Genomic DNA, 25,642 nt, shown 5'->3' with positions numbered 1-25,642 from the left:
AGGCGGACGTCCCCGGCGATGACGGCGACCGCGTCCGGCGTCGCGGCGGCCTGGGCTTCGATCAGGTCGACGGTCAGGCCCTGCGGCCAGTCGACCGAGCCGCCCGCGGCCCAGGTCGTGAGCTGGGCGCGCTCGGTCTCGGGCAGGTGGGAGAGGGTCGCGTCGCCGTTCGGGTCGGCGGCCATCGCCTCCAGCACCAGCCGGTAACGCTCACCCAACAGGCCCAGCCGCGACCGGTCGACGGCCGCACTGGTACCGGCCAGCGTCAGATGGTCGCGCCGGGCCAGCACGTTGAGGGCGAACTCGTTGGCGCCGTCGCCCATCGACCCGTCCAGGTCGACGGAGTTCTCGTCCACGACGTGGAAGTCCAGGTACTCGAAGAGGATCGAGACCAGCTCGCCGGAGCTGCCGGCGGCGCGCTGGACGGCGGGCAGCGGGTAGCGGCGGTGGGACCAAATCTCGGTCTCGGTGGCGTAGGTCCGCTCGACCAGCTCGCGCCAGGTCTTCGCGCCCCGGGTGGTCGGGAACGGCAGGGTGTTGAGGTGCATGCCGAGCACCCGGTCGGCGCCGGGTGCTTCCAGGCGGCCGTGGTAGACCACGCCGGTGTGGAAGGCGTCCTCGGCCGTCAGGCTGCCCATCACCTTGAGGTGCGCGGCCAGCAGCACGCTCTTCAGCGACGTCTTCGCCTCGGTGGCGAGCCGACGCAGACCGTCCTCCAGGTCGCCGTAGTGGACGATCCGGCCGACGGGCGTACCCGGGGTCGCCGGATCCGCCCAGCTGCCGGGGAGGGCGAGTGGGCTGTGGGCGTCGACCAGGTGCTGCCAGAAGGCCTGGGTCTGCGGGTCGGAGAGCGCGGTCTGCTCGGCGGCGATGTAGTCGGCGTAGCGGACGGCGGGAGCCTCGTGGACCGCCGGTTCGCGGCCGTCGCGCAGCGCCCGGTAGACCTCCAGGAGCTCCATCAGCAGCGAGTTGAGCGTCCAGCCGTCGGTCACGGTGTGGCTGTGGCTGGTGGTCACCCGCCAGGCCCGGTCGGACTCGATGTGCACGGCGATCCGCAGCAGCGGGGCGGCGGCCAGGTCGAAGCCCGCCGCACGCTCCTGCTCGACGTAGGCGGTCGTGCGCTCCGCCACCTCGGCCTCGGTCAGACCACGCAGATCGTGCACGGTGAGCGGGACCTCGGCGGTGGCGTGCACCGACTGCAGCGGCTGGGAGAAGTCCGCGAGGTGCAGCGACGTGCGCAGGATCTCGTGCCGGGCGGCGACCAGGTCGAGCGCGCCGCGCAACGCGACGGCGTCGAAGGGCGCGGTGTCCGGGATCCGGAAGGAGTTCAGGTTGTGGTAGAGCCCGCGGTCCCCCGAACCCAGCAGTTCGACGAGCATGCCGGTCTGGACCTGGGAGAGCGGGTAGGCGTCGACGACGTCGGCCGGGAGGGCCGTGCGGTCGTCGTCGCCGATGAGGGCGAAGGGCTGGACGGCGGTGATGAGGGATTCGCCGGTGCCGTTGCCAGGGAGGGCTGCGGCCATGGCGGTGATGGTGCGCTGCTGGAAGACGTCGGGGATGGTGACGTCGTAGCCGGCGGCGCGCAGGGCGCCGACCAGTCGGACGGCGCGGATGGAGTCGCCGCCGAGGTCGAAGAAGCTGTCCTCCACACCGACCTGGGGCAGACCCAGCACCTCGGCCCAGACCGCCGCCAGGCGCTCCTCGACCGGAGTGCGCGGGGCGGTGTAGCCGCCGGTGGCGAACGCGTCCAGGTCGGGAGCGGGGAGGGCGCGGTGGTCGACCTTGCCGCTGTTGCTCAGCGGGACGGCGTCGATCGTCACGAACGCGCCCGGGACCATGTACTCGGGCAGCTGCCGGCCCAGTTCGCGCCGTACGGCGGCGATGTCCGGCGCGCTGCCGTCCTCGGTCACCAGGTAGGCGACGAGGGCCTCGTCGTGGACGGTCACGACGGCCTGGCGGACCTGCTCCAACCCGCTCAGGACCGTCTCGATCTCACCCAGCTCGATACGGTAACCGCGGATCTTGACCTGGCTGTCGATCCGGCCCAGGCACTCCAGACTGCCGTCCGCCAGGAACCGCGCCAGGTCACCCGTCGCGTACAGCCGCGAACCCGCCGCCCCGTACGGGTTCGGCAGGAACTTCTCCGCCGTGAGGTCCGCCCGCCCGTGGTAGCCCCGGGCCACCCCGTCACCGTCGATGAACAACTGACCCGTCACCCCCGACGGAAGCAGCCGCAGCCCCTCGTCCAGGACATAGACGCCGGTGTTGGCCAACGGGTGGCCGACGGCGATGGTCTCCGGCTCCTCGGGGACGTCCCAGAAGCTCGACCAGATCGTCGTCTCCGTCGGACCGTAGACGTTGACCACCCGCCGCGTGACCGCCGACAGGGCGGACGCCAGGTGTCCGGGCAACGGCTCGCCACCCGTCAGCGCGGTGACCGAACGCTCCTCGAAACCCGCCTCCAGCAGCAGCCGCCACGCCGACGGCGTCGCCTGCACATGACTCACCCCATGCGCCCCGACCAGAGCGATCAGCGCCGCCGGATCCTTCACCTCATGGTCCCGCGCCAGCACCACCCGACCACCCGTGACCAGCGGCAGGTGCAGCTCCAGACCCGAGATGTCGAACGACACCGACGTCGAGGCCAGCCACACCGAACCATCCGGCACACCCAGGTCGTCCCGCACCGACTCCAACAGGTTGTGCAGCGCACCGTGCCCGATCATCACGCCCTTCGGACGCCCCGTCGAACCACTCGTGTACAGCACGTACGCCAACTGCTCCGGAACCACCACACCCGGCACGGCAAGAGTCGGCGTCGCGTCGAGCACCACCGTGTCCAGGTCGATCCTGGTCCCGGCGAAGTCCACCGACCGGCCGCTCACGGTGACCAGCACCGCCGCGCCCGAGTCCGCCAGCATGTAGTCGATCCGCTCACCCGGCAGCGCCGGATCGATCGGCAGATACGCCCCACCCGCCAGCCACACGCCGTGCAGCAGCGGCACCAGATCCGCCTCACGCGGCAGGCACACACCCACCACGCTCTCCGGACCGACACCCGCCGCCCGCAACAGGGCACCGAACCGCGCCGCCCGCTCCGCCACCTGCCCGTACGTCAGCTCCACATCACCGACCACCACCGCGACCGCGGTCGGAGTGGCCGCCGCCTGGGCCGCGAACGCCTCCGGCGCACTGGCCGTCGACCACACCACCTCACGCCCCGGCGCGGACAACACCGCCACCTCGGCCCCGGACAACGCCACCACACGCGCGTCACCCTCCGGATCCGCCGCCATCGCCTCCAACACCGACCGGTACAACCCACCCAACCGCTCCAGGCTCGCCTGGCTGAGCACCCCGGCCGAGACGTGGAAGTTCACGCTGCCGCGGGTCGGGATGACGTTGAGCGCGAACTCGTTGATGCCGTCGCTGACTCCGCCGTCCACGTCGACCGCTTCGGTGTCGACCTGGTGGAAGTCGAGGAACTCGAACAGCACCGTGAGCAGGTCGCGGGTGTTCCCGGCGGCGCGCTGGATGGCGGGCAGCGGGTAACGGCGGTGGGACCAGATCTCGGTCTCGGTGGCGTACGTCCGCTCGACCAGCTCACGCCAGGTCCTCGCACCCCGACTGGCCGGGAACGGCAGGGTGTTGAGGTGCATACCCAGCACCCGATCGGCACCCGGCGCCTCCAGACGGCCGTGGTAGACCACACCGGTGTGGAAGGCCTCGTCCGGGGTGAGGGCGGACAGCACCTTGAGGTGCGCCGCGAGCAGCACGCTCTTGAGCGAGGTCTTCGCCCGGGCGGCCAGCGCCCGCAGGCCGTCCTCCAGGTCCGCGAACGGCACCTGGAGGTGCCGGCGGGTCGCCTCGCCCGCCTCGGCGGCCCAGCCGGCCGGGAGCGCCAGCGGCGTGTGCTCCTCGACGATCTGCTGCCAGAAGGCCTGGGTCGCCGGGTCGGCCAGCGCGGTCTGCTCGGCGGCGATGAAGTCCGCGTACCGCACCGCCGGCTGCTCGTAGGCGTCCGGCGCGCCCGCGGCGCGCAGCGCGCGGTAGCAGTCGAGCACCTCCATCAGCAGCGAGTTGTAGCTCCAGCCCTCCGAAATGGCGTGGTTGTAGGTGAAGTTGAGCCGCCAGGAGTCCTCGGACTCGACGAGCGCCGAGACCCGCAGCAGCGGCGCGACGGTGAGGTCGAAGGTCCGGGACTGCTCCCGCGTCAGGAACTCGCCCTTGAGCCGCGCCCGTTCGGCCTGGTCGAGGCCGCGCAGGTCCTCCAGGACCACCGGGTAGTCGGCGGTGGCGTGCACGATCTGCAGCGGCTCGTCGAAGCCCTCCAGGTGCATCGAGGTGCGCAGGATGTCGTGGCGGGCCGCCACGGTGTCCACGGCGCCCTGCAGCGACTCCAGCGAGAAGGGCTGCCCGTCCCGGATCAGGAAGGAGTTGACGTTGTGGTACAGGCTGCGCTGCTTCCCGGGGGCGGCGGTGGTGGCGAGCAGCTCGACGAGCATGCCGGTCTGCACCTGGGAGAGCGGGTAGGCGTCGACGGCGTCGGCGGGCAGCAGCGCCCGGTCACCGTCGCCGATCAGCGCGAACGGCCGGACGGCGGTGATCAGCGACTCGCCGCCGGTCCCGACCGTGGCGGCCAGCGCGGCGACGGTGCGGTGCTCGAAGACCGCGGGGACGGTGATGTCGAAGCCCGCGGCGCGCAGCGCGCCGACCAGCCGGACGACCCGCATCGAGTCACCGCCGAGGTCGAAGAAGCTGCTCCGCACGCCCACCTGCGACAGGCCGAGGACGTCGGCCCAGATGGCGGCGATCCGCTCCTCGGCGGGGGTGCGCGGGCCGACGTACTCCGAGGCGTCGAAGGCTTCGGCGTCGGGGGCGGGCAGCGCACGCACGTCGACCTTGCTGCTGCTGGTCAGCGGGATCCGGTCGAGCAGGACGTACCCGGCCGGGACCATGTACTCCGGCAGGCTCTCGCCGAGCCGGGCGCGCAGCCCGGTCAGGTCGAGCGGCCCGGCGGCCACCAGGTAGGCGATCAGGCGCTTGACCCCCGGGGCCGGCTCGTGGACGGTCACCACGGCGTCGCGGACGTCCGGGTGGGCGGTCAGCGCGGACTCGATCTCGCCGAGCTCGACGCGGTGGCCGCGGATCTTGACCTGGCTGTCGATCCGGCCGAGGGAGTCGAGGCTGCCGTCGGGCAGGCGACGGGCGAGGTCGCCGGTGGCGTAGAGGCGGGTTCCGGGCGCGCCGAACGGGTCGGGGACGAAGCGCTCGGCGGTGAGGGCGGGGCGGTCGAGGTAGCCGCGGGCCACGCCGGGGCCGCCGACGTGGATCTCGCCGGGAACGCCGGTGGGGACCAGGCGGCCGGCCGCGTCCAGCAGGTGGATGGTGAGGTCGCCGACCGGGCGCCCGATGACGCTGCGGCGCGGGTCGGCGAGGTCCTCGGCGCCGACCCGGTGGTATGCGCAGTGCATGGTGGTCTCGGTCGGGCCGTACAGGTTGACCGGCTCGGGGTGGTCCAGGCCCATCCGGGCGATCCAGGGCTGGAGTTCGGCGGTCTCCAGCCGCTCACCGCCGAAGGCGACCAGGCGCAGGGCCAGCCGGTCGAGCCGCGGGTCGCCGTCCTTGGCGGCCGCCGCGAGCGCGGAGAACGCGGAGGGCGTCTGCAGCAGGACGGTGACCTGCTGCTCGACCATGAGGTCCAGGAAGTCGTGCGGCGAGCGGGCGATCGCCGAGGGGACGACGACGAGCCGGCCGCCGTGCAGCAGGGCGGCCCACATCTCCCAGACGGAGACGTCGAAGCTGTAGGCATGCGACTGGGTGGCCACGTCGCCCGGCCGGAAGCCGAACTGCTTCCGGGTGGCCGCGAAGTGGCGGGCGACGTTGGCGTGGGTGAGGCTGACGCCCTTGGGCAGGCCGGTGGAGCCCGAGGTGTAGATGACGTAGATCAGGTTGTCCGGACGCACGTCCGTGACCGGTGCGGTGGCCGGGCGGGCCGCGATCTCGGCCGCGTGGGTGTCGACGAGGACGCGGGTGCCGGTGAACTCCAGCTCGTCGAGGGCGGAGTGGGTGAGCAGGATCGGCGCCTTGGCGTCGGTGAGCATGTAGGCGAGGCGGTCGGCGGGGTTGGCCGGGTCGAGCGGGAGGTAGGCGGCGCCGGACTTCAGGATGCCGAGCAGGGCGGGGATGAGGTCCGGGCCGCGTTCCAGGGAGAGGCCGACGATCCGCTCGGGGCCGGCGCCGAGGGCGATGAGGTGGTGGGCGATGCGGTTGGCCCGCTCGTCCAGCTCCGCGTAGGTCAGGTGGGACGAGCCGCTGGTCAGGGCGATGGCGTCCGGGGTGCGGGCGGCCTGGGCGGCGAACAGCTCGTGGACGCAGTCCTCGACCGGCTGCTCGACGGCGGTGTTCCAGGTGTCGAGCAGTCGGGAGAGTTCGTCGGCCGGGAGGTGGGCGGCGCGGGCGTCGCCGTCGGCGTCGGCGGCCATCGCCTCCAGCACCGACCGGTACATGGCGCCCAGCCGCTCCAGGTTGGCCGGGGTGAAGTACTCCGTCGAGCCGCTCAGGTTGAAGTACCCGTTCGAGGGGATCGCGTTGAGCGCGAACTCGGTGCCGCCGTCGTTGATCCCGCCGTCCACGTCGACGGTGTCGGTGTCGACCTGGTGGAAATCGTGGTGGTCGAAGAGGACGGTGATCAGGTCACGGGTGTTGTCGGCGGCGCGCTGGATGGCGGGCAGCGGGTAGCGGCGGTGGGACCAGATGGCACTCTCGGTCGCGTACGTCCGCTCGACCAGCTCACGCCAGGTCTTCGCGCCCCGGGTGGCCGGGAACGGCAGGGTGTTGAGGTGCATGCCCAGCACCCGGTCGGCGCCCGGCGCCTCCAGCCGGCCGTGGTAGACCACGCCGGTGTGGAAGGCCTGCTCGGAGGTGAGGCTGCCCAGCACCTTGAGGTGCGCGGCCAGCAGCACGCTCTTGATCGACGTCCTCGCCTCGGCGGCCAGCGCCCGCAGGCCGTCCTCCAGGTCCGCGAACGGCACCCGGTGGCTCACCTGCCCGCCGCGCTCGCCGCCCCACCCGGCCGGCAGCGCGAGCGGGCTGTGCTCGTCGACGATCCGCTGCCAGAAGGCCTGGTCGGCCGGGTCGGCGAGGGAGGCCTGTTCGGCGGCGATGTAGTCGGCGTAACGGACGGCGGGCTCCTCGTGGACCGCCGGTTCACGGCCCTCGGACAGCGCCCGGTAGACGTCCAGGAGCTCCATCAGCAGCGAGTTGAGCGTCCAGCCGTCGGTCACGGTGTGGCTGTGGCTGAAGGTCAGGCGCCAGGCCCGGTCGGACTCGATGTGCGCGGCGAAGCGCAGCAGCGGGGCGGCCGTCAGGTCGAAGCCGGCCGCGCGCTCCTCCCGCAGGTAGGTGTCCGCCCGGTCCTGTGCCTGCTCGGCGGTGAGGCCGCGCAGGTCGTGCACGGCGAGCGGGAAGGTGACGGCGGCGTGCACCAGCTGGAGCGGCCGGGAGAAGTCCGCGAGGTGCAGCGAGGTGCGCAGGATCTCGTGCCGGGCGGCGACCAGGTCGAGCGCGCCGCGCAGCGTGACGGCGTCGAAGGGCGCGGCGTCGGGGATCCGGAAGGAGTTGAGGTTGTGGTAGAGCCCGCGGTCGCCGGAGGTCATCAGCTCGACCAGCATGCCGGTCTGGATCTGCGAGAGCGGGTAGGCGTCGACGACGTCGGCGGGCAGGGCCGCGCGGTCCTCCTCCGCGAGCAGCGCGAACGGCTCGACGGCGGTGATCAGCGACGCGCCGCCGTCGCCGACCGTGGCGGCCAGGGCGGCGACGGTGCGGTGGTCGAAGACGTCGCGGATGCTCACGTCGTAGCCGGCCGCGCGCAGCGCGCCGACCAGGCGGACGGCGCGGATGGAGTCGCCGCCGAGGTCGAAGAAGCTGTCCTCCACACCCACCTCGGACAGGCCGAGCACCTCCGCCCAGACCGCCGCTAGGCGCTCCTCGACGGGGGTGCGCGGGGCGGTGTAGCCGCCGGTACTGAAGGCGTCCAGGTCCGGCGCGGGCAGCGCGCGGCGGTCGAGCTTGCCGCTGTTGCTGAGCGGGAGGGCGTCCAGGGCGACGAACGCGGCCGGGACCATGTACTCGGGCAGGGTGACGGCCAGCGCCGCGCGCAGCGCGGCCGTGTCGGCGCCCGCCCCGGCGGTCCCGGTGACGACGTAACCGACCAGGGACTTCTCCCCCGCCGCGTTCTCGCGCACGGTGACCACGGCCTGGCGCACCCCGGCGCAGGCGGCCAGTGCGGCCTCGATCTCGCCGAGCTCGACGCGGTAGCCGCGGATCTTGATCTGGCCGTCGATCCGGCCGAGGAAGTCGATGGCGCCGTCGGGCAGGCGGAGGACGAGGTCGCCGGTGCGGTAGAGGCGGGAGCCGGGCGCGCCGAAGGGGTCGGGGACGAACCGCTCGGCGGTCAGCCCGGGGCGGTCGAGGTAGCCGCGGGCCAGGCCCGGGCCGCCGATGTGCATCTCACCGGGCACGCCGACCGGCACCGGGTGGCCGGCGGTGTCCAGGAGGTGGATGCTCAGGTCCCCCAGCGCATGGCCGATGTTGCTGCGGTGGGAGGTGGCCACCTCGTCGGCGGTGATCACGTGGTGGGTCGCGTACACGGTGATCTCGGTGGGGCCGTACATGTTGACCAGGGCCGGGCGCTCGGTGCCCTTGCGGGCCGCCCAGGAGCGGAGTTCGGCCATGTCGAGGCGCTCACCGGCGAAGATGACGGTGCGCAGGGCGAGTCGGTCCACCCGCGGGTCGTCCTGCTCGGCCAGGCCGGACAGCGCGCGGAAGGCGGACGGCGTCTGGCACAGCACGCTGACCCGCTCGCGGACCAGCAGGTCGATCAGGTCGTGCGGGGAGCGGCTCACGGTGGGCGGGACGACGACGAGGCGGGCGCCGTGCAGCAGGGCGCCCCACATCTCCCAGACGGAGACGTCGAAGGCGTAGGAGTGGAACAGCGCCCACACGTCGTCCGCCGAGAAGGCCAGCTGCTCGCGGGTCGTGGTGAACAGGCGCGCGACGCTGGCGTGGGTGAGGCTGACGCCCTTGGGCAGGCCGGTGGAGCCCGAGGTGTAGATGACGTAGATCAGGTTGTCCGGACGCACATCCGTGACCGGCGCGGTGGCCGGACGGGCTGCGATCGCGGCCGCGTGGGCGTCGACGAGGACGCGGGTGCCGGTGAACTCCAGCTCGTCCAGGGCGGAATGGGTGACCAGCAGGTCGGCCTTGGCGTCGGCCAGCATGTAGGCGAGGCGGTCGGCCGGGTTGGAGGGGTCCAGCGGCAGGTAGGCGGCGCCGGACTTCAGGATGCCGAGCAGGGTGGGGACGAGGTCGGGGCCGCGCTCCAGGCTGACGCCGACCACGGTGTCGGGACGGGCGCCGAGGGCGGTGAGGTGGTGGGCGATGCGGTTGGCGCGCTCGTCCAGTTCGGCGTAGGTGAGGTGGGCCGAGCCGCTGGTCAGGGCGACGGCGTCGGGGGTGCGGGCGGCCCGGGCGGCGAACAGCTCGTGGAGGCAGTCGGCCACGGGCAGTTCGGTGCGCCGCTGCCAGTCGGCGAGCAGCCGGCGGTCGGTCTCGGGCAGCGGGACGGCGAGGGCGTCACCGTCCGGATCGGCGGCCATCGACTCCAGGACCAGCCGGTAGAGGGTGGCCAGCCGCTCCAGGTTCGCGCTGCCGAGGGCGCCGGCTCCGGCGGCGAGGCCGAGTCGTCCGTTGCCGGCGATGGCCATCAGGGCGAACTCGTTGCCGCCCCCGTCCAGGCCGCCGTCGATGCCGATGCCGCCGCCGGCCTTCCCGCTGTCGACCTGGTGGAAGTCCTGGTAGTCGAAGAGGGTCGACAGCAGGCCGACGCCGCCCGCGGCGCGCTGGACGGCGGGCAGCGGGTAGCGGCGGTGGGACCAGATGGCGGTCTCGGTGGCGTAGGTCCGCTCGACCAGCTCGCGCCAGGTGCGGGCACCGCGGGTGGTCGGGAAGGGCAGGGTGTTGAGGTGCATGCCGAGCACCCGGTCGGCGCCCGGCGCCTCCAGCCGGCCGTGGTAGACCACGCCGGTGTGGAAGGCCTCGTCCGGGGTGAGGGCGGACAGCACCTTGAGGTGCGCGGCCAGCAGCACGCTCTTGAGCGAGGTCTTCGCCCGGCCGGCGAGGACGCGCAGCCCGTCCTCCAGGTCGGTGTAGTCGACGGTCCGGTCGACCGGGGCCCGCCCCGCCTGGTCCGCCCAGCTGCCGGGCAGCACCAGCGGGCTGTGCTCGTCGACGACCTGCTGCCAGAAGGCCTGGTCGGCCGGGTCGGCGAGGGAGGCCTGTTCGGCGGCGATGTAGTCGGCGTAGCGGACGGCGGGAGCCTCGTGGACCGCCGGTTCACGGCCCTCGCAGAGCGCCTGGTAGACGCCCAGGAGCTCCATCAGCAGCGAGTTGAGCGTCCAGCCGTCGGTCACGGTGTGGCTGTGGCTGAAGGTCAGGTGCCAGGCCCGGTCGGACTCGATGTGTGCGGCGATCCGCAGCAGCGGGGCGGCCGTCAGGTCGAAGCCGGCCGCGCGCTCCTGCCGCACGTACTCGCGTGCCCGGTCCCGCGCCTGGTCGGCGGTGAGGCCGCGCAGGTCGACGGTGGTGAGCGGGATCCGCGCCGAGGCGTGCACGAGCTGCAGCGGCTGGGCGTACCCGGACAGCGCGATCGAGGTGCGCAGGATCTCGTGACGCTCCGTCAGGATGTCGACGGCGCGGCGCAGCTCCTCCGCCGCGTAGCCGATGCTCTCGGCGACCCGGAAGGAGTTGAGGTTGTGGTAGAGCGTCGATCCCTGGGCCGCCGCCAGTTCGACGAGCATGCCGGTCTGCGCCTGGGAGAGCGGGTAGGCGTCGACGACGTCGGCCGGGAGGGCCGTGCGGTCGTCGTCGCCGATGAGGGCGAAGGGTTGGACGGCGGTGATGAGGGATTCGCCGGTGCCGTCGCCGACCGCAGTGGCCATGGCGGTGATGGTGCGCTGCTGGAAGACGTCGGGGATGGTGACGTCGTAGCCGGTGGCGCGCAGGGCGCCGACGAGGCGGACGGCGCGGATGGAGTCGCCGCCGAGGTCGAAGAAGCTGTCCTCGACGCCGACCTGGGGCAGGCCGAGGACCTCGGCCCAGACTGCGGCCAGGCGTTCCTCGACCGGAGTGCGGGGGGCGGTGTAGCCGCCGGTGGCGAACGCGTCCAGGTCGGGGGCGGGGAGGGCGCGGTGGTCGACCTTGCCGCTGTTGCTCAGCGGGACGGCGTCGATGGCCACGAACGCGCCCGGGACCATGTACTCGGGCAGGGTTTCGGCGAGGCGGGCCCGCAGCTCCCCCGCGTCCACCCGGCCGCCGGCGGGCATGACGTAGGCGACGAGAGCCTCGTCGTGGACGGTCACGACGGCCTGGCGGACCTGCTCCAACCCGCTCAGGACCGTCTCGATCTCACCCAGCTCGATGCGGTAACCGCGGACCTTGACCTGGCTGTCGATCCGGCCCAGGCACTCCAGACTGCCGTCCGCCAGGAACCGGGCCAGGTCACCCGTCGCGTACAGCCGCGAACCCACCGCCCCGTACGGGTTCGGCAGGAACTTCTCCGCCGTGAGGTCCGCCCGCCCGTGGTAGCCCCGGGCCACCCCGTCACCGTCGATGAACAACTGACCCGTCACTCCGGGGGGCAGCTGCCGCAGTCGCTCGTCCAGCACGTACAGGCCGGTGTTGGCCAGCGGGTGGCCGACGGCGATGGTCTCCGGCTCCTCGGGGACGTCCCAGAAGCTCGACCAGATGGTGGTCTCGGTCGGACCGTAGACGTTGACCACCCGCTGCGTGGTCTCGATCAGCCGGGTCGCGAGGTGCGCCGGGAGGGGCTCGCCGCCGGTCAGGGCGGTGACCGTCCAGTCGTCGAAGCCGGCCTCCAGCAGCAGTCGCCACGCCGACGGCGTGGCCTGCACATGGGTCACCCGGTGGGCCCCGATCAGGGCGATCAGCGCCGCCGGATCCTTCACCTCGTGGTCCCGCGCCAGCACCACCCGGCCACCGGTGATCAACGGCAGGTGCAGCTCCAGACCCGAGATGTCGAAGGACACCGAGGTCGAGGCCAGCCACACCGTACGGCCCTGGGCCCCCAGGTCGTCCCGGATCGAGGCGAGCAGGTTGTGCAGCGCACCGTGCCCGATCATCACGCCCTTCGGACGCCCCGTCGAACCACTCGTGTACAGCACGTACGCCAACTGCTCCGGATCCGTCACACCCGGCACGGCAAGGGTCGGCGTCTCGTCGAGCACCACCGTGTCCAGGTCGATCCTGGTCCCGGCGAAGTCCACCGCCTGACCGCTCACGGTGACCAGCACCGCCGCGCCCGAGTCCGCCAGCATGTAGTCGATGCGCTCGCCCGGCAGCGCCGGATCGATCGGCAGATACGCCCCACCCGCCAGCCAGACGCCGTGCAGCAGCGGCACCAGATCCGCCTCACGCGGCAGGCACACACCCACCACGCTCTCCGGACCGACACCAGCCGCCCGCAACAGGGCACCGAACCGCGCCGCCCGCTCCGCCACCTGCCCGTACGTCAGCTCCACATCACCGACCACCACCGCGACCGCGGTCGGAGTGGCCGCCGCCTGGGCTGCGAACAGCTCGCCGGTCAGTACGGGGTTGCTCGCATCGATCCGCGATCCTGACACTTCGACTTGCTCCACTTCGGGCGGGTAGCTGGCGGTGACATCACCGTCCGGGGCGGCCGGCGTCGCCCTCAGCGGGCGTGCGGCCTCCCCGGACGAGTCGGTGGTGGGTCAGTTGGCGGCGGCCTGGGCGGCCATCCGGGTGCGCAGGCTCAGCGGGCGCATGTCGGTCCACACCTCGCCGATGCGGGTGAGGCACTCCTGCTTGGTGCCGCCGGTGCCCTCGGCCCGCCAGCCGTCCGGCAGGGCGCGGTCCGCCCACCAGATCGAGTACTGCTCCTCGTCGTTGAGCACCACCAGGTAGGTCTGCTCGTCGACAATCTGCTCAGCCATGACGCTCCCGAGTTCACGGTGGGATGGGATTCCCGGCCAGTCTGCGCAGCCTCGCTATAACGCCCCTATACGCCGCCGGGGCCGGCCGCTCCGGCACCGCCTCCGGAAACCGAAAGTGCCGGGAACTCCCTTGGAGTTCCCGGCACTTGGAGCCGCTGGTGGGGTGGTCAGGCCGAACCGGCGGCCCCGCGCAGGATGCCCTGGCCGTCCCGGTCGCGCAGCGCGAGCGCGGCCGGCAGCACCGCCGAGACGAGCGCGATGGCCGCGCAGCAGGCGGCGAGCACGCCCATCGTGCCCCAGGGCACCACCGCGGGCGTCGGGCCGACCAGGTTGGTCAGGGCCGCGCAGGAGCCGCCGATGCTGATCGCGGTACCGAGCAGGCCGAGGAACGTCCCGGCCGCCACGCACAGCATCGTCTCGACGGCGACGGTGCGCAGCACCTGGGCCTTGGTGGCGCCGGCCAGGCGCAGCAGCGACAGCTCCTTCCTGCGGTCGGCGACGGTCATCACCAGCGAGTTGGCCAGCGCGATGGCCGCGTAGCAGATCGCCAGGCCGAGGATCATCAGCAGGGCGTTCCAGGAGGCCTCCTCGTTGCTGTCGGTGGCCGCCGACCAGGTCTCCTCCGAGGTCGCGAGCTTGGCGCCCAGCCCCTGCACGGCCGTCCGCAGGGCGTCGGCGGCCTGCTGCCGGTCGGTGCCGGGCAGCACCCGCAGGTGGATCTGGCTCGCCAGCGCCTGGCCGCCGACCCCGCCGGTGACGGCGTTGTGCCCGGTCACCCAGGCCTGGACCGTCTCGGCGCCGGTGCCGAGGACGGCGGCGACCCGCAGGGTCCGGGGGGTGCCGTCGGCCAGCCAGACCGGGACCTGCTGCCCGGTCCGCGGCGAGCCGGGCCAGGTGCGGCTGAGCACGATCGAGTCGGGGCCGAGGTCGGCCAGCGAGCCCTCGACGACCGGGAGCCGGTCGACCTCGGCCAGCGCGGCGGCGTCCGCCGTCGCGGCGGGGAAGGCGACCAGGGCCTGGCCGTCCTGGTCGGCCATCACCAGGGTCGGGGTGATGACCAGGCTCCGCACGCCGGGGACGGCGCGCACGCGGTCCACCACGGTCCGGCTCAGCCCGGGCGTGCCGGCCGGTGCGACGACGAAGTCGGTGGCGGCCAGCTGGCCGCGGACCTCGGTGACCTTCGAGCGGTTGATGGTGTCGACGCTGCCGAGCAGGCAGCCGGCGAAGGCGACGACCAGCACCACCGGGGTGGTGGTGGCGGCGGTGCGCCGGAAGGCCGTCAGCGCGCTCTGCCGGGCGGTGGCCCAGACGATGCCGCCGCCGTCCTCGGCGGGGCGGCCGCGCAGCCGGGCCGAGAGCGTGGGCAGCACCGTCAGCAGCCGGATCACCGGGGTGGCCAGCACGCCCGCGAGCAGGACGCAGCCGCCGACGACGGCCAGCAGCAGTCCGAGCGAGTCGGCGGCGCTGGCCGCGGCGTCGGGCCAGGTCCGGGCCACCACCACGAGCGCCGCGATGCCGCCGCCGAGCACGAGCAGGCCGCTGATCCAGCGGACCGCCAGGGCGACCCGCGAGCGCCGCTCCACGTCGGCCTCCATCAGCGCCTCGCCGGGGCTGACCAGTCCGGCCTTGAACGAGGAGAGCACCACGCCGGTCATCGCGGTCAGCAGTCCGATCAGGGCCGCGACGAGCAGCCCCCACCAGCTGATCGGGACGGTGAAGTCGGCCGGCACCATGTCGTGGTCGATCAGCCAGCGGCCGGCCAGCGGCGCCCCGACCGCACCGAGCACGCAGCCCGTGACGGAGGCCAGCAGGCCGACCAGCAGGGCCTCCCGGTTGACCAGGGTGCGCAGCTGCTTGCGGGTGGCGCCGATCAGGCGGAGGAGGGCGAGCTCACGGCGGCGCTGGGCGATCGACAGCGCGAAGGTGCCCGCGACCACGAACACGGCGGTGCCGCCGGAGACCGCGGCGGAGAGCCCGAGCGGGGTCTGCACGTTGTCCAGCTGACCGGCGACGTCGATGTGGTGCGGGTCCAGCTGGCTGCGCTCGGCACCGGTCAGCACCCGGGCGGTGGTCGCGCCGCCGGCGCCGGCCACCGCCTGGCGGACCGCGTCGACGGGGCCGAAGGCGGCCAGCACGCCGACGGCGGGGCAGAAGCGGGCGGCCTGCGCGTCGGTGAAGAAGACGGCGTGCTCGAACGGCTCCGCCTCGGTGACGCCGGAGACGGTCGCGCTGTGCAGGCCGTCGGCGGTGACGTACTGGACGCGCCGGCCGACCTGGTCGGGGCTGCCGCCGCCGATGACGATCTGCTCGTCGGTGGTCGGCGCCGAGCCGGCGGTCAGCCGGTAGCCGCCGAGCTCCGCACTGGACCAGGCGCGTCCGACCTGGTCGTGCGGGCCGTCCGCGAGCTGGGCGTAGAAGGTGCGGTCCTCGACCGTCCGGCCGGTGGCGGCCACCGCGGCGATCAGCTCGGCCGGCAGGCCCTGCTGCTTGGCCACCGGGGTCGGGGAGACGTCGCCGTCGTCCCGCCTGAAGTCCAGGGTGTGGAAGGCGGACACCAGGACGGGGGCCTGCGAGAAGCGCTGGCGTTCCTGGTCGGGGATGTCCGAGGTGGCGGCCATGACCAGGATCGAGGTCGCCATCAGGGCGACGCCGCAGGCCAGGGCGACGAAGCTGCCGACGAACGAGGCCCAGCGCAGCTTGATGGTGGCGAGAGCGAGGCTCAGCATGCCACGGCCTCCAGGGCGGTCATCCGGGCGGCGACCTGCTCGGCGGTGGGCCGCTCCAGCGAGCCGGCCAGCCGGCCGTCGCGGAGGAAGACCACGCGGTCGGCGTAGGAGGCGGCGACCGGGTCGTGGGTGACCATGACCACGGCGCGGCTGGGCTCGTCGGCCATGGAGCGCAGCAGGGCCAGGACCTCGCGGCCGCTCTTGGTGTCCAGGGCGCCGGTCGGCTCGTCGGCCAACAGCACCGCGGGGCGGGTGATCAGCGCGCGGGCGATGGCCACCCGCTGCTGCTGGCCTCCGGAGAGCTCGCCCGGCCGGTGTCCGGCCCGCTCGGCGAGGCCGACGACGGCCAGCGCGGCGGTCACCTCGGAGGGCGCGGGGTGCCGGCCGGCCAGCTTGGCGGGGAGCGCCACGTTCTGCGCCGCGGTCAGGGCGGGCAGCAGGTTGAAGGACTGGAAGACGAAGCCGATCTTCTCCCGGCGCAGCACGGTCAGGTCGTTGTCGCGCAGGCCGCCCAGGGCGGTGCCGTCGACCCGTACCTCCCCCTGGTCGATCGGCTCCAGGCCCGCGGCGGACCGCAGCAGGGTCGACTTGCCGGAGCCGGAGGGGCCCATGACGGCGGTGAAGGTCCCGAAGGGGAATCCGACACTCACGTCGTCCAGGCCGACGACCGGCTCGGGTCCGCGTCGGTAGGTCCGGCAGACCGATCGGAGTTCAACGGCAAAGTCCGTGGCGTTCATAGTCTCAGCCCATCAGTCGGGGTGGGTGCGGCTCAATGGCCTGGGATTCAGTCCCGGGGTATGGCTGGCTACACCCCCGGTGGCACGGGGCGGCCGGCCCGGCCCGCGAGGACGGGGATGCGGCGGGTTGGGTTCCCCCGGGGCGCGGCACCGGCGTTCCCGCCCCGGCCGGCCGCCGACGCTCCCGACCGGGCCGAGCGCCGCCGGCCCCGGGTCCGGGTCCGGCGGCGGCCGGTGTCAGGAGAGCAGGGCGGGATCGACCCAGCCGTGCTGGAGCGCCATCATCCCGGCCTGGAACTTCGTCTTGGCGCCCAGCTGGGCGGCCAGCTCGGCGGTGCCGCGCCGTACGGTGCGGACCGAGACGCCGAGCCTGCGGGCGATCATCTCGTCGGTGGCGCCCTTGGCCAGCAGGACCAGGATGGCCTGCGATCGCGGGGACAGTTCGGGCTGTTCCCGGCCGACCGGAGCCTCCGGCTCGGAGGCGACCGGCAGGGAGCTCTGCCAGACCCGCTCGAACAGTTCGCACAGCGCGCCGACCACTCCGTGGCCGCGCAGCACGAGGGCGCCCCTGCGGGTCTCCTCGGGGTCCACCGGAACAATAGCGGTGGACCGGTCATAGATCACCATGCGCGGCGGAAGCGTCGGCGCGACGCGCACCTGGGCGCCCTGCTCCGTCAGCCAATGAGCATACGCAATGGTGTTGTTGTCGTTCTTGATGCTCTCCAGGTAGATCGAGCGCAGCCGGACCCCGCCGCGCAGCACCCGCAGGTCCAGCGGACGGCTGGCCTCGATGTTCGCCTCGGACATCACCCCCGAGGTGACGAAGCCCAGCACCTCCTCGGTGCAGCCGGTCGCCAGCGACTCGATCCGCAGCCGGATCGAGTCGATCCCCTCCAGCACCTCGACGTCCGCGCTCTTGCGGGAGGACCGGGTCAGGTTGGCGTACTCGGCGACCACCTCGACGAGGTCGCGGCGGCCCTGCTCGATCTCCAGCAGGCGCCGCTGGAGCTCGGCCTCCCGGCGGTCGAGCAGATAGCGCAGCCCGACCTCCGGCTCCACCGGCTTCAGCACGCCCGGGTCCTGCCAGGACGGTCTCAGCAGCGCGAGGCGGGCGAGCTCGTCCAGGGACGACCGCACCCGGGCCTCGGTCCAGCCGAGCCGGCCGGCGATGTCGGCGGGTCCGCTCTGCGGATCCTTGAGCATTTCTTTGTAGACCGAACCGGCCTCGGCACCGAGGCCCAGCTTCTCCAGCATTGCCGTGAATCCAATTGTCCAGGGAGGGTGATCTGATGGCCCGTCAAGAATCAGTCGACATTGGACAGTCGGAATGCGAAGAGGCTGGACACAGATGCGGTCTGATCACACGAAGCAGGTCTGACATGGTGAAACGTCCCCCGAGGAATCTCTGAACTTCTTCACACGGGGGCCTTGAATATGGCTGCCCCCCGGCTGGGCCGAGCCACGGAAATGTCACTCCCTGCACGCCCCCGGTCGAGTTTCTGTCATCGAATGACATGAAGTCAAGTAATGGACACCCAGGGTGGCGGAAGGGCATTTTTCGGCCACCGCAAACCCCTCGATATAAGCAATCGTGATTTCCACCACGCCCCGGACCGCCCCGATCCGGGGCCCGCGCACCCCTCGTGACCTGCACCGGAAGGCACGCCGACGGCCGGATCCGGCGGTATAGAGCGTCTATAGCGGGCCACCGCAGACTTCCCGGGCAGTCGGACGAGTGTGCGGGCAGCCGGCCCGCCCAACAGCTCGGCCGTCCCGTGCATCCAGCCGCCCATGGCGGCACCGGCCTCAACCGACCTGGGAGCGTCATGGCTGAGCAGATTGTCGACGAGCAGACCTACCTCGTGGTGCTCAACGACGAGGAGCAGTACTCGATCTGGTGGGCGGACCGCGCCCTGCCGGACGGCTGGCGGGCCGAGGGCACCGGCGGCACCAAGCAGGAGTGCCTCACCCGCATCGGCGAGGTGTGGACCGACATGCGCCCGCTGAGCCTGCGCACCCGGATGGCCGCCCAGGCCGCCGCCAACTGAACGACCCCGCTCTCCCGCGGCGGCCCCCACCGGCCGCCGCGGGAGAGCGCGCGTCGTCGTACCGCCCACCCCACCGTGACACCGAGCGAGGAGCTCTCGTGACCCCGCGGCCTTCCCTGCACGACCTGATTGCGAGCTCGACCCGCCGGGCTCCCGACGCCGTCGCCGTGTCCGACCACCAGGACCGCGCCGACTACCGCCGGCTCGACGAGCACGCCGGCCGGCTGGCGCACTTCCTCGCCGAGGCGGGCATCGCGCCCGGCGGCGTCGTCGGCGTGCGCCTCTCCCCCGGGGCGGCGTTCGCGCGGACCGCCCTCGGCATCTGGCGCGCCGGCGCGGCCGTCCTGCCCCTGCCCACCGACCTCCCGCTCGGCTCCCTGCCCGCCCGGGTGGAGCTCGTCCTCACCCTGGACGAGGACGCGCCCGAGCGGCACGGCGCCGCCCGGGTCGTCGGCCCCCGCGCGCTGGCGCGGGACCTCGCCGACCGGCCCGCCGACCACCCCGGCCGGCCCGCCGCGCCGACCGACGCCGCCTGGCTGCGCCACGACCCGGCCACCGGCCGCACCCTGGTCCTCGACCAATCCGCCGTACTGCACCAGATCGACTGGCTGGTCGAGGAGTTCGGCCTGGAGCCGGGCGACCGGGTGCTCTGCGCCGACGGCACCGACGGCTGGTTCGCCCCGCTGTTCGCCGCGCTGGCCGCCGGTGCCACCGCCGTCCCGGTGACCGACCCCGCCGGCCTCACCGCCGTCGCCACCGAGCAGCGGGCCACCGTACTGGCCGGCGCGCCCGCGCTGCTCGCCGCCGCCGACCTGCGGCCCGGCACCGCCCCCCGCCTGGTGCTCGCCGCCGGCGCCGGGCTGACCGCCGGCACCGCGCGCGCCCTGACCGCCGCCGGCGCCGAGGAGGTGTGCAGCGTCCACCTGCTCGACGGCGCCCTCGCGGTGACCGCCCACACCGTCGACCCGGACCGCACCGGCCCGAACACCCTGCTCGGCCGCCCGATCGACCGGATCCCGCTGCTCGTCCTCGACGAGTACGGCGACCTCGTCCCGCCGGGCGTCCCCGGCCGGCTGAACGCGGCCGGCCTCGGCGCCGGCGCCGGCTACCTCGACGACCCGCGCACCACCGCCGAGCGGCTGCGCCCCGCCGTCTACGGCACCGCCGGCAGCCGCATGCACGCCACCGGCGACCTGGTCCGCTGGCAGGGCGGCGGCATCCTGGAGCTGCTCGACGAGGCCGACCGCCCGCAGGCCGCGCCCGCCGACACCGCGCCCGGCCGCCCCGCCCACGTCGCCCCCGTCACCGCCGTCGAGCGGACCGTGGCCCGGATCTGGTCCGAGCTGCTGGAGGTGGCGCAGGTCGGCCTGGACGACAACTTCTTCCAGCTCGGCGGCTACTCGCTGATCATGACCGAGCTGGCCAAGCGCCTCCACGCGGCCACCGGCACCCCGATCGTGCTCGCCGACCTGTTCGGCGCGGTCACCGTCCGCGAGCAGGTCGCCCTGCTCGCGGACGCCCGGCCGACCGCCGCCGGCATCACCCCGGTGCCGCGCGACCGGCCACTGCCGCTCTCGTACGGCCAGCGCCGGATCTGGCTGCTCGACACCATGGAGCCCAGCCCGGAGTGGACCGCCCCGCTGTTCCTGCGGCTGCCCGGGGACGTCGAGGCCGACACCGTCCGCCTGGTGCTCGACACCCTCGCCGACCGCCACGAGGCGCTGCGCACCCGCTACACCGTCGTCGACGGCGAACCGCTCCAGGAGATCGGCGAAACCCTGCCGATCGAGCTGCGGTGCGCCGAAGGCAGCCGCGAGCGGATCGTCGAGCTCTTCCGCGAGCAGTTCGAGACCGGCTTCGACCTCGCCTCCGGCCGGCTCTGGCGCGCCACCCTGGCCCGCACCCCCGCCGACGGCGACGAGCAGCTGCTGCTCGTCACCATCCACCACATCGCCTGCGACGGCTGGTCGGCCGCCGTCCTGGAGGAGGAGTTCCACCAGCTGTGCGCCGCCCTTCGGGCCGGCGTCACCCCGCGGCTGCCCGCCGTCCCGGTGCAGTACGCCGACTACGCCGGCTGGCAGCAGGAGTGGCACTCCAAGGAGCGGCTGGCCGACGAGCTCGACTACTGGCGCACCGCGCTCGACGGGCTCGTCCCGCTGGAGCTGCCCGCCGACCACCCGCGCCCCGCCAAGCGCGACCCGCACGGCGACGTCGTCACCTTCGACATCCCGCAGCGCCTGATGGCCGCGGTCACCGACCTCGGCCAGAGCCGCGAGGCCACGCCGTTCATGACGCTGCTGACCGCCTTCGGCACCGTGCTCGCCCGGCTCAGCGGCCAGTGGGACGTGGTGATCGGCACCCCGGTCGCCGGCCGCACCCGGCCCGAGGTCGACCGCACCGTCGGCTTCTTCCTCAACTCGCTGGTGCTGCGCTGCCGGCTGGCGGAGGGCCTGACCTTCACCGAGGCCCTGGAGAAGGTCAGGGTGGTCTGCCGCGAGGCCTTCGCCCACCAGAACCTCTCCTTCGAGCACATCGTGGACGAGCTGCGCCCCGAGCGCGACCAGTCCCGCACCCCGCTCTACCAGGTCGCCTTCAACCTGCACGACGGCCAGCTGATCGGCGGCATGCCCGACCGCGCCGACATCGACTACCTCCACCCGGCCCGCCAGGTCGCCAAGACCGACCTCACCCTCTACGTCCGCAGCGAGGCCGACGGCACCTGGAGCGGCGCCTTCGAGTACACCGACGCGCTGTTCGAGCGGACCACCGTCGAGCGGCTGGCCGACCACTTCCTGCGCCTGCTGGAGTCCGTCACCGCCGAGCCCGCCGTCACCCTCGCGGCCGCCGGGATCATGGCCGAGCGGGACCGCGAGCAGCTCACCGGCTGGGGCACCGGCGAGCACGCCGACTGGCCGGCCGGCACCACCCTCGACCTGTTCGAGGAGCAGGCCCGGACCACCCCCGACGCCGTCGCCGTGATCGCCGGCGAGACCCGGCTGACCTACGCCGAGGTGGACGAGCGGGCCAACCGCATCGCCCACCACCTGATCGCCCTGGGCGCCGGCCCCGACACCGTCGTCGGCCTCTGCCTGGCCCGCGGACCGGAGCTCGTCCCCGCCCTGCTCGGCATCTGGAAGGCCGACGCCGCCTACCTGCCGCTGGACCCGTCGCTGCCCGCCGAGCGGCTGCGCCACGTCCTCTCCGACTGCCGCTCGCCGCTGCTCGTCACCACCTCCGACCAGGCCTCCGCCACGGCGGGCCACCAGGGCGCCCTCGTCCTGCTGGACGCCGACCGCGCCGCCGTCGAGGCCCGCCCGGCCGAGCGGCCCGCCCGCTCCGGGGACCCGGAGCTGCTCGCCTACGCGATCTACACCTCCGGCTCCACCGGCCGCCCCAAGGGCGTCATGGTGCACCACCGCGGCCTGGCCAACCACCTGCGCTGGGCGGCCCGCGACCTGACCGGCGCCGAGGGCGGCGCCCCGCTGTTCAGCTCCATCGCCTTCGACCTGCCGGCCACCAACCTGTACGTGCCGCTGATCACCGGCCGCGCGGTGCACGTCCTGCCCGCCGACCTGGATCTCGCCACCCTCGGCGAGACGCTGCTGGCCGGTGCGCCGTACGCCTTCGTGAAGCTCACCCCCGGGCACCTCGAACTGCTCACCGACCAGCTGACCGACGACCGGATGTCGGCACTGGCCCGGCTGGTGCTGGTGGCCGGCGAGGAACTGCCCGCCCGCCTCGCCAACCGCTGGCTCACGGCCCTCGGCCCCGGCCGGCTGATCAACGAGTACGGACCGACCGAGGCCTCGATCGGCTCCACCGTGCACCCCGTCGACCGGCCGCAGGCCGCCGCCGTACCGCTGGGCGGCCCGCTGCCCAACACCACCACCCTGGTGCTGGACCGGTCCGGCCGGCCCGTCCCGGTCGGCGTCGCCGGCGAACTCCACGTCGGCGGCGAGGGCCTGGCCCGCGGCTACCACGGCCGGCCCGAGCTGACCGCCGAGAAGTTCGTCCCGAACCCCTTCGGCGCGCCCGGCTCCCGCCTCTACCGCACCGGCGACCTGACCCGGGTGCTGTCCGACGGCAGCATCTCCTTCCTCGGCCGCATCGACACCCAGGTCAAGCTGCGCGGATACCGCATAGAACTCGGAGAGATCGAGGCCGTACTGTCGGAGCTGGCACCGGTCCGCGACGCCGTGGTGATCGTCCGGGAGAGCACCACCGGTGAGAAGTCGCTGGTCGGCTACCTGGTCACGGACGGCACCGGGCCCGTCGACCTCGAACCGGTCAGGGCCGCGCTCGCCGAGCGCCTCCCCGACTACATGGTCCCGTCGGCCCTCACGGTGATCGACCGGATCCCGCTCACCGCCAACGGGAAGGTCGACCGCCGGGCCCTGCCCGACATCGACGCCGGGGACGACGGCTTCCAGCCGCCCACCACCCCCACCGAGGAGCGGATCGCCCAGATCTGGGCCGAGCTGCTCGGACTGCCCCGGGTCGGCGTGCAGGACAGCTTCTTCACGCTCGGCGGCCACTCGATCCTGGCCATCCGCATGACCTCCCAGCTCCAGGACGAGTTCGACATCGACCTCTCCATCGGCACCGTCTTCGCCCAGCCCACCGTCGGCCGTCTGGCCGCGGCGATCGAGGACCAGATCAGGGCCGAGATCGAGCAGCTGAGCGACTCCGAGATCGCGGAGTCGGACCTCTTCGCCCCCAGCACCGCCACGGCCGGCGCCGCCGCCACGAACTCCAAGGAGAACTAGGAATGAACACCGGCGACATGAAGTCGACCAAGCAGGACGTGGCAGCGCAGCGCGAGGAGCTGCTGCGGCGCCGGCTGGCCGGCAAGCGGGGCGGTCGCCGGTCCCTGATCACCACGGTTGATCGGGACCAGCCGCTGCCCGTCACGTTCGGTCAGCAGCAGATGTGGTTCCTCAACCGCCTGGAGCCCGACAGCGCCGAGTACCTGGTACCGCTGGCGCTGCGGCTCCACGGGACGCTGGATCGCGCCGCCCTGCGCGCGGCGTGGACGGAGATCGTCGCCCGCCACGAGATCCTGCGGACCCGCTACCTGCTGGCCGGCGAGGAGCCGGTCCAGATCGTCGACGCTCCCGCGGCCCCGCCGTTCCCCGTCGTGGACCTGGCGGACGTCCCCGTCCAGGACCGCGAGGCGCGGGCCCGGGAACTCGCCGAGCAGGAGATCGTCACCCCGTTCGACCTGGAGCGCGACTGGCCGGTCCGCGCCCGGCTGCTCGCCCTCGCCGAGGACCGGCACATCCTGGTCGTCACCTTCCACCACATCGCGTGCGACGCCTGGTCGATGGGCGTCTTCGCGGAGGAACTCGGCGCCCTGTACACCGCGTTCACCACCGGCGCGCCCTCCCCGCTCGCCCCGCTGCCGGTCCAGTTCGCCGACTTCGCCGCCTGGCAGCGCAAGGAGCTGAGCGGTGACGTGCTCGACCGCCAGCTCGACTACTGGCGCGGCCGGCTGTCCGACGTCCCGGTCATCGACCTGCCCACCGACCGCCCCCGCCCCGCCCGCCGCGAGTCCGCCGGCGACGCCGTCACCTTCACGATCCCGGCCGAACTCGCCGAGCGGGCCCAGCGGGTGGCTGCCGAGAACGACGTCACCCGGTTCGTCGTCCTGCTCACCGCCTTCCAGTCGCTGGTCTCCCGCTACACCCGCACCACCGACATCCCCGTCGGCGTCACCGTCTCCGGCCGCGCCCGCCCCGAGCTCCAGCGGCTGATCGGCTACGGCATCAACGTCGTGGTCAACCGCCTCGACTGGCAGGGCGACCCGACCTTCCGCGAGCTGCTCGCGACCGGCCGCCGCACCATGCTGGACGCCTACGAGCACCAGTCCGTGCCGTTCGCCCGCCTCGTCGACGAGCTGCAGCCGAAGCGCGACCTCTCGCGCACGCCGCTGTACCAGGTCGACTTCATCCTCCGCGAGCACCAGGCGCCCGCCTTCGAGCTGCCCGGCCTGACCGTGCGCCCCGAGTCCGCCGACCGGATCGCCAAGGTCGACCTCACCCTGGACATCACCGACGGTGTGAACGGGCCGCTGGAGGCCCGGCTCTGCTTCGCCACCGCCCTCTTCGACCGCGGCACGATCGAGCGGATGGCCGCGCACTACCTGAACCTGCTGGCCGGCCTCACCGCGACGCCGGACGCCCGGCTCTCCACGATCGACTTCCTGCCGGCCGCGGAGCGTGAGCTGCTGCTCGACACCTGGAACACCGCCGTCGAGCAGCCGGTGGACGACTGCGTCCACGAGCTGTTCGCCGCCCAGGCCGCCCGCACCCCGGACGCCATCGCCCTGACCAGCGGCTCGTCCCACCTGACCTACGCGGAGCTGGACGAGCGGGCCAACCGCATCGCCCACCACCTCATCGCCCTCGGCGCCGGCCCCGAGCGGATCGTCGGCCTCTCCCTGGAACGCGGACCCGACCTCATCCCCGCCCTCCTCGGCATCCTGAAGTCCGGCGCCGCCTACCTCCCGCTCGACCCGGCCAACCCCGCCGACCGCCTCGCCTACATGCTCACCGACGCCAAGGCGCCGATCCTGCTCACCCACTCCGCGCTCGACGAGCTGGAGTTCACCGGCACCCGCGTCCTCGTCGACACCCACGCGGCCGAGATCGCGGCCCGCCCGGCCACCGCACCCGTCACCGGCGTGCGTCCGGACAACCAGATCTACGTCATCTACACCTCCGGCTCCACCGGCCGACCCAAGGGCGTCAGCCTCACCCACGCCAACGTCGCCCGCCTGTTCACCGCCACCCGCGACCAGCTGGCCCTCTCGGCGAACGACGTGTGGGCCCTGTTCCACTCCTACGCCTTCGACGTCTCCGTCTTCGAGATGTGGGGCGCCCTCCTCCACGGCGCCCGCCTCGTCGTCGTCCCCACCGCGATCGCCCGCTCCCCCCAGGACATGGCCGACCTGCTCACCACCGAGCAGATCACCATGCTCTGCCAGACCCCCTCCGCGTTCCACTCCCTCGCCACCACCCTCACCACCAGCACCGGTACCGACATCGAAACCGGCACCGGAACCGGTACCGCCCTGCGCACCGTCGTGTTCGCCGGCG

8 protein-coding genes are annotated in these 25,642 nt (G+C 73.3%); 3 read left to right on the top strand and 5 right to left on the bottom strand.

The genetic code is table 11. The features are described from left to right. From ABZ495_RS34670 to ABZ495_RS34650, 5 genes are all read right to left on the bottom strand, one after another. The coding region (locus ABZ495_RS34670) for an amino acid adenylation domain-containing protein (protein ID WP_359839889.1) at positions 1-12,719 on the bottom strand (12,719 nt) is incomplete at its 3' end. Between the two features lie 93 nt (positions 12,720-12,812). Next, positions 12,813-13,034 (bottom strand): MbtH family NRPS accessory protein, encoded by a 222-nt coding sequence (locus ABZ495_RS34665; protein ID WP_329488969.1) that lies wholly within the window; start codon positions 13,032-13,034, stop codon positions 12,813-12,815. Positions 13,035-13,201: 167 nt separating this feature from the next. Beyond that, entirely contained in the window at positions 13,202-15,760 is a 2,559-nt protein-coding gene (locus tag ABZ495_RS34660) for an FtsX-like permease family protein (protein WP_359839887.1), read from the bottom strand. Beyond that, the gene (locus ABZ495_RS34655; protein WP_329488967.1) at positions 15,754-16,497 is read right to left on the bottom strand and encodes an ABC transporter ATP-binding protein; all 744 of its coding nucleotides are present in this window, start codon (positions 16,495-16,497) and stop codon (positions 15,754-15,756) included. Before ABZ495_RS34655 ends, ABZ495_RS34660 begins: the two co-directional genes overlap by 7 nt. Before the next feature lie 237 nt (positions 16,498-16,734). Beyond that, positions 16,735-17,751: a LuxR C-terminal-related transcriptional regulator gene (locus tag ABZ495_RS34650; RefSeq protein ID WP_329488966.1), complete on the bottom strand. Its 1,017-nt coding sequence runs from the start codon at positions 17,749-17,751 to the stop codon at positions 16,735-16,737. A gap of 572 nt (positions 17,752-18,323) precedes the next feature. On the opposite strand from ABZ495_RS34650, the gene ABZ495_RS34645 reads away from it, so the two are divergent. The 3 genes from ABZ495_RS34645 to ABZ495_RS34635 all read left to right on the top strand — a co-directional run. Beyond that, a complete protein-coding gene (locus ABZ495_RS34645; protein WP_329488969.1) occupies positions 18,324-18,545 on the top strand; it encodes an MbtH family NRPS accessory protein in 222 nt (73 codons plus the stop codon). 98 nt (positions 18,546-18,643) lie between these two features. Beyond that, on the top strand, positions 18,644-23,311 hold the full coding sequence (locus ABZ495_RS34640) for an amino acid adenylation domain-containing protein (RefSeq protein ID WP_359839885.1): 4,668 nt from the start codon (positions 18,644-18,646) through the stop codon (positions 23,309-23,311). 2 nt (positions 23,312-23,313) lie between these two features. Next, the coding region (locus ABZ495_RS34635; protein ID WP_359839883.1) for a condensation domain-containing protein at positions 23,314-25,642 on the top strand (2,329 nt) is incomplete at its 3' end.

This window comes from Kitasatospora sp. NPDC005748, from assembly GCF_040630735.1.
Classification (GTDB): domain Bacteria; phylum Actinomycetota; class Actinomycetes; order Streptomycetales; family Streptomycetaceae; genus Kitasatospora.
The sequence above is the reverse complement of the archived record's forward strand: the minus strand, read 5'-3'. Positions and strand labels throughout refer to the sequence as shown.

Excerpts from the sequence above, each read along its gene's own strand:
- ABZ495_RS34665 (WP_329488969.1), bottom strand. The coding sequence starts at position 13,034 with ATGGCTGAGCAGATTGTCGACGAGCAGACCTACCTGGTGGTGCTCAAC.
- ABZ495_RS34660 (WP_359839887.1), bottom strand. The coding sequence starts at position 15,760 with ATGCTGAGCCTCGCTCTCGCCACCATCAAGCTGCGCTGGGCCTCGTTC.
- ABZ495_RS34655 (WP_329488967.1), bottom strand. The coding sequence starts at position 16,497 with ATGAACGCCACGGACTTTGCCGTTGAACTCCGATCGGTCTGCCGGACC.
- ABZ495_RS34650 (WP_329488966.1), bottom strand. The coding sequence starts at position 17,751 with ATGCTGGAGAAGCTGGGCCTCGGTGCCGAGGCCGGTTCGGTCTACAAA.
- ABZ495_RS34645 (WP_329488969.1), top strand. The coding sequence starts at position 18,324 with ATGGCTGAGCAGATTGTCGACGAGCAGACCTACCTCGTGGTGCTCAAC.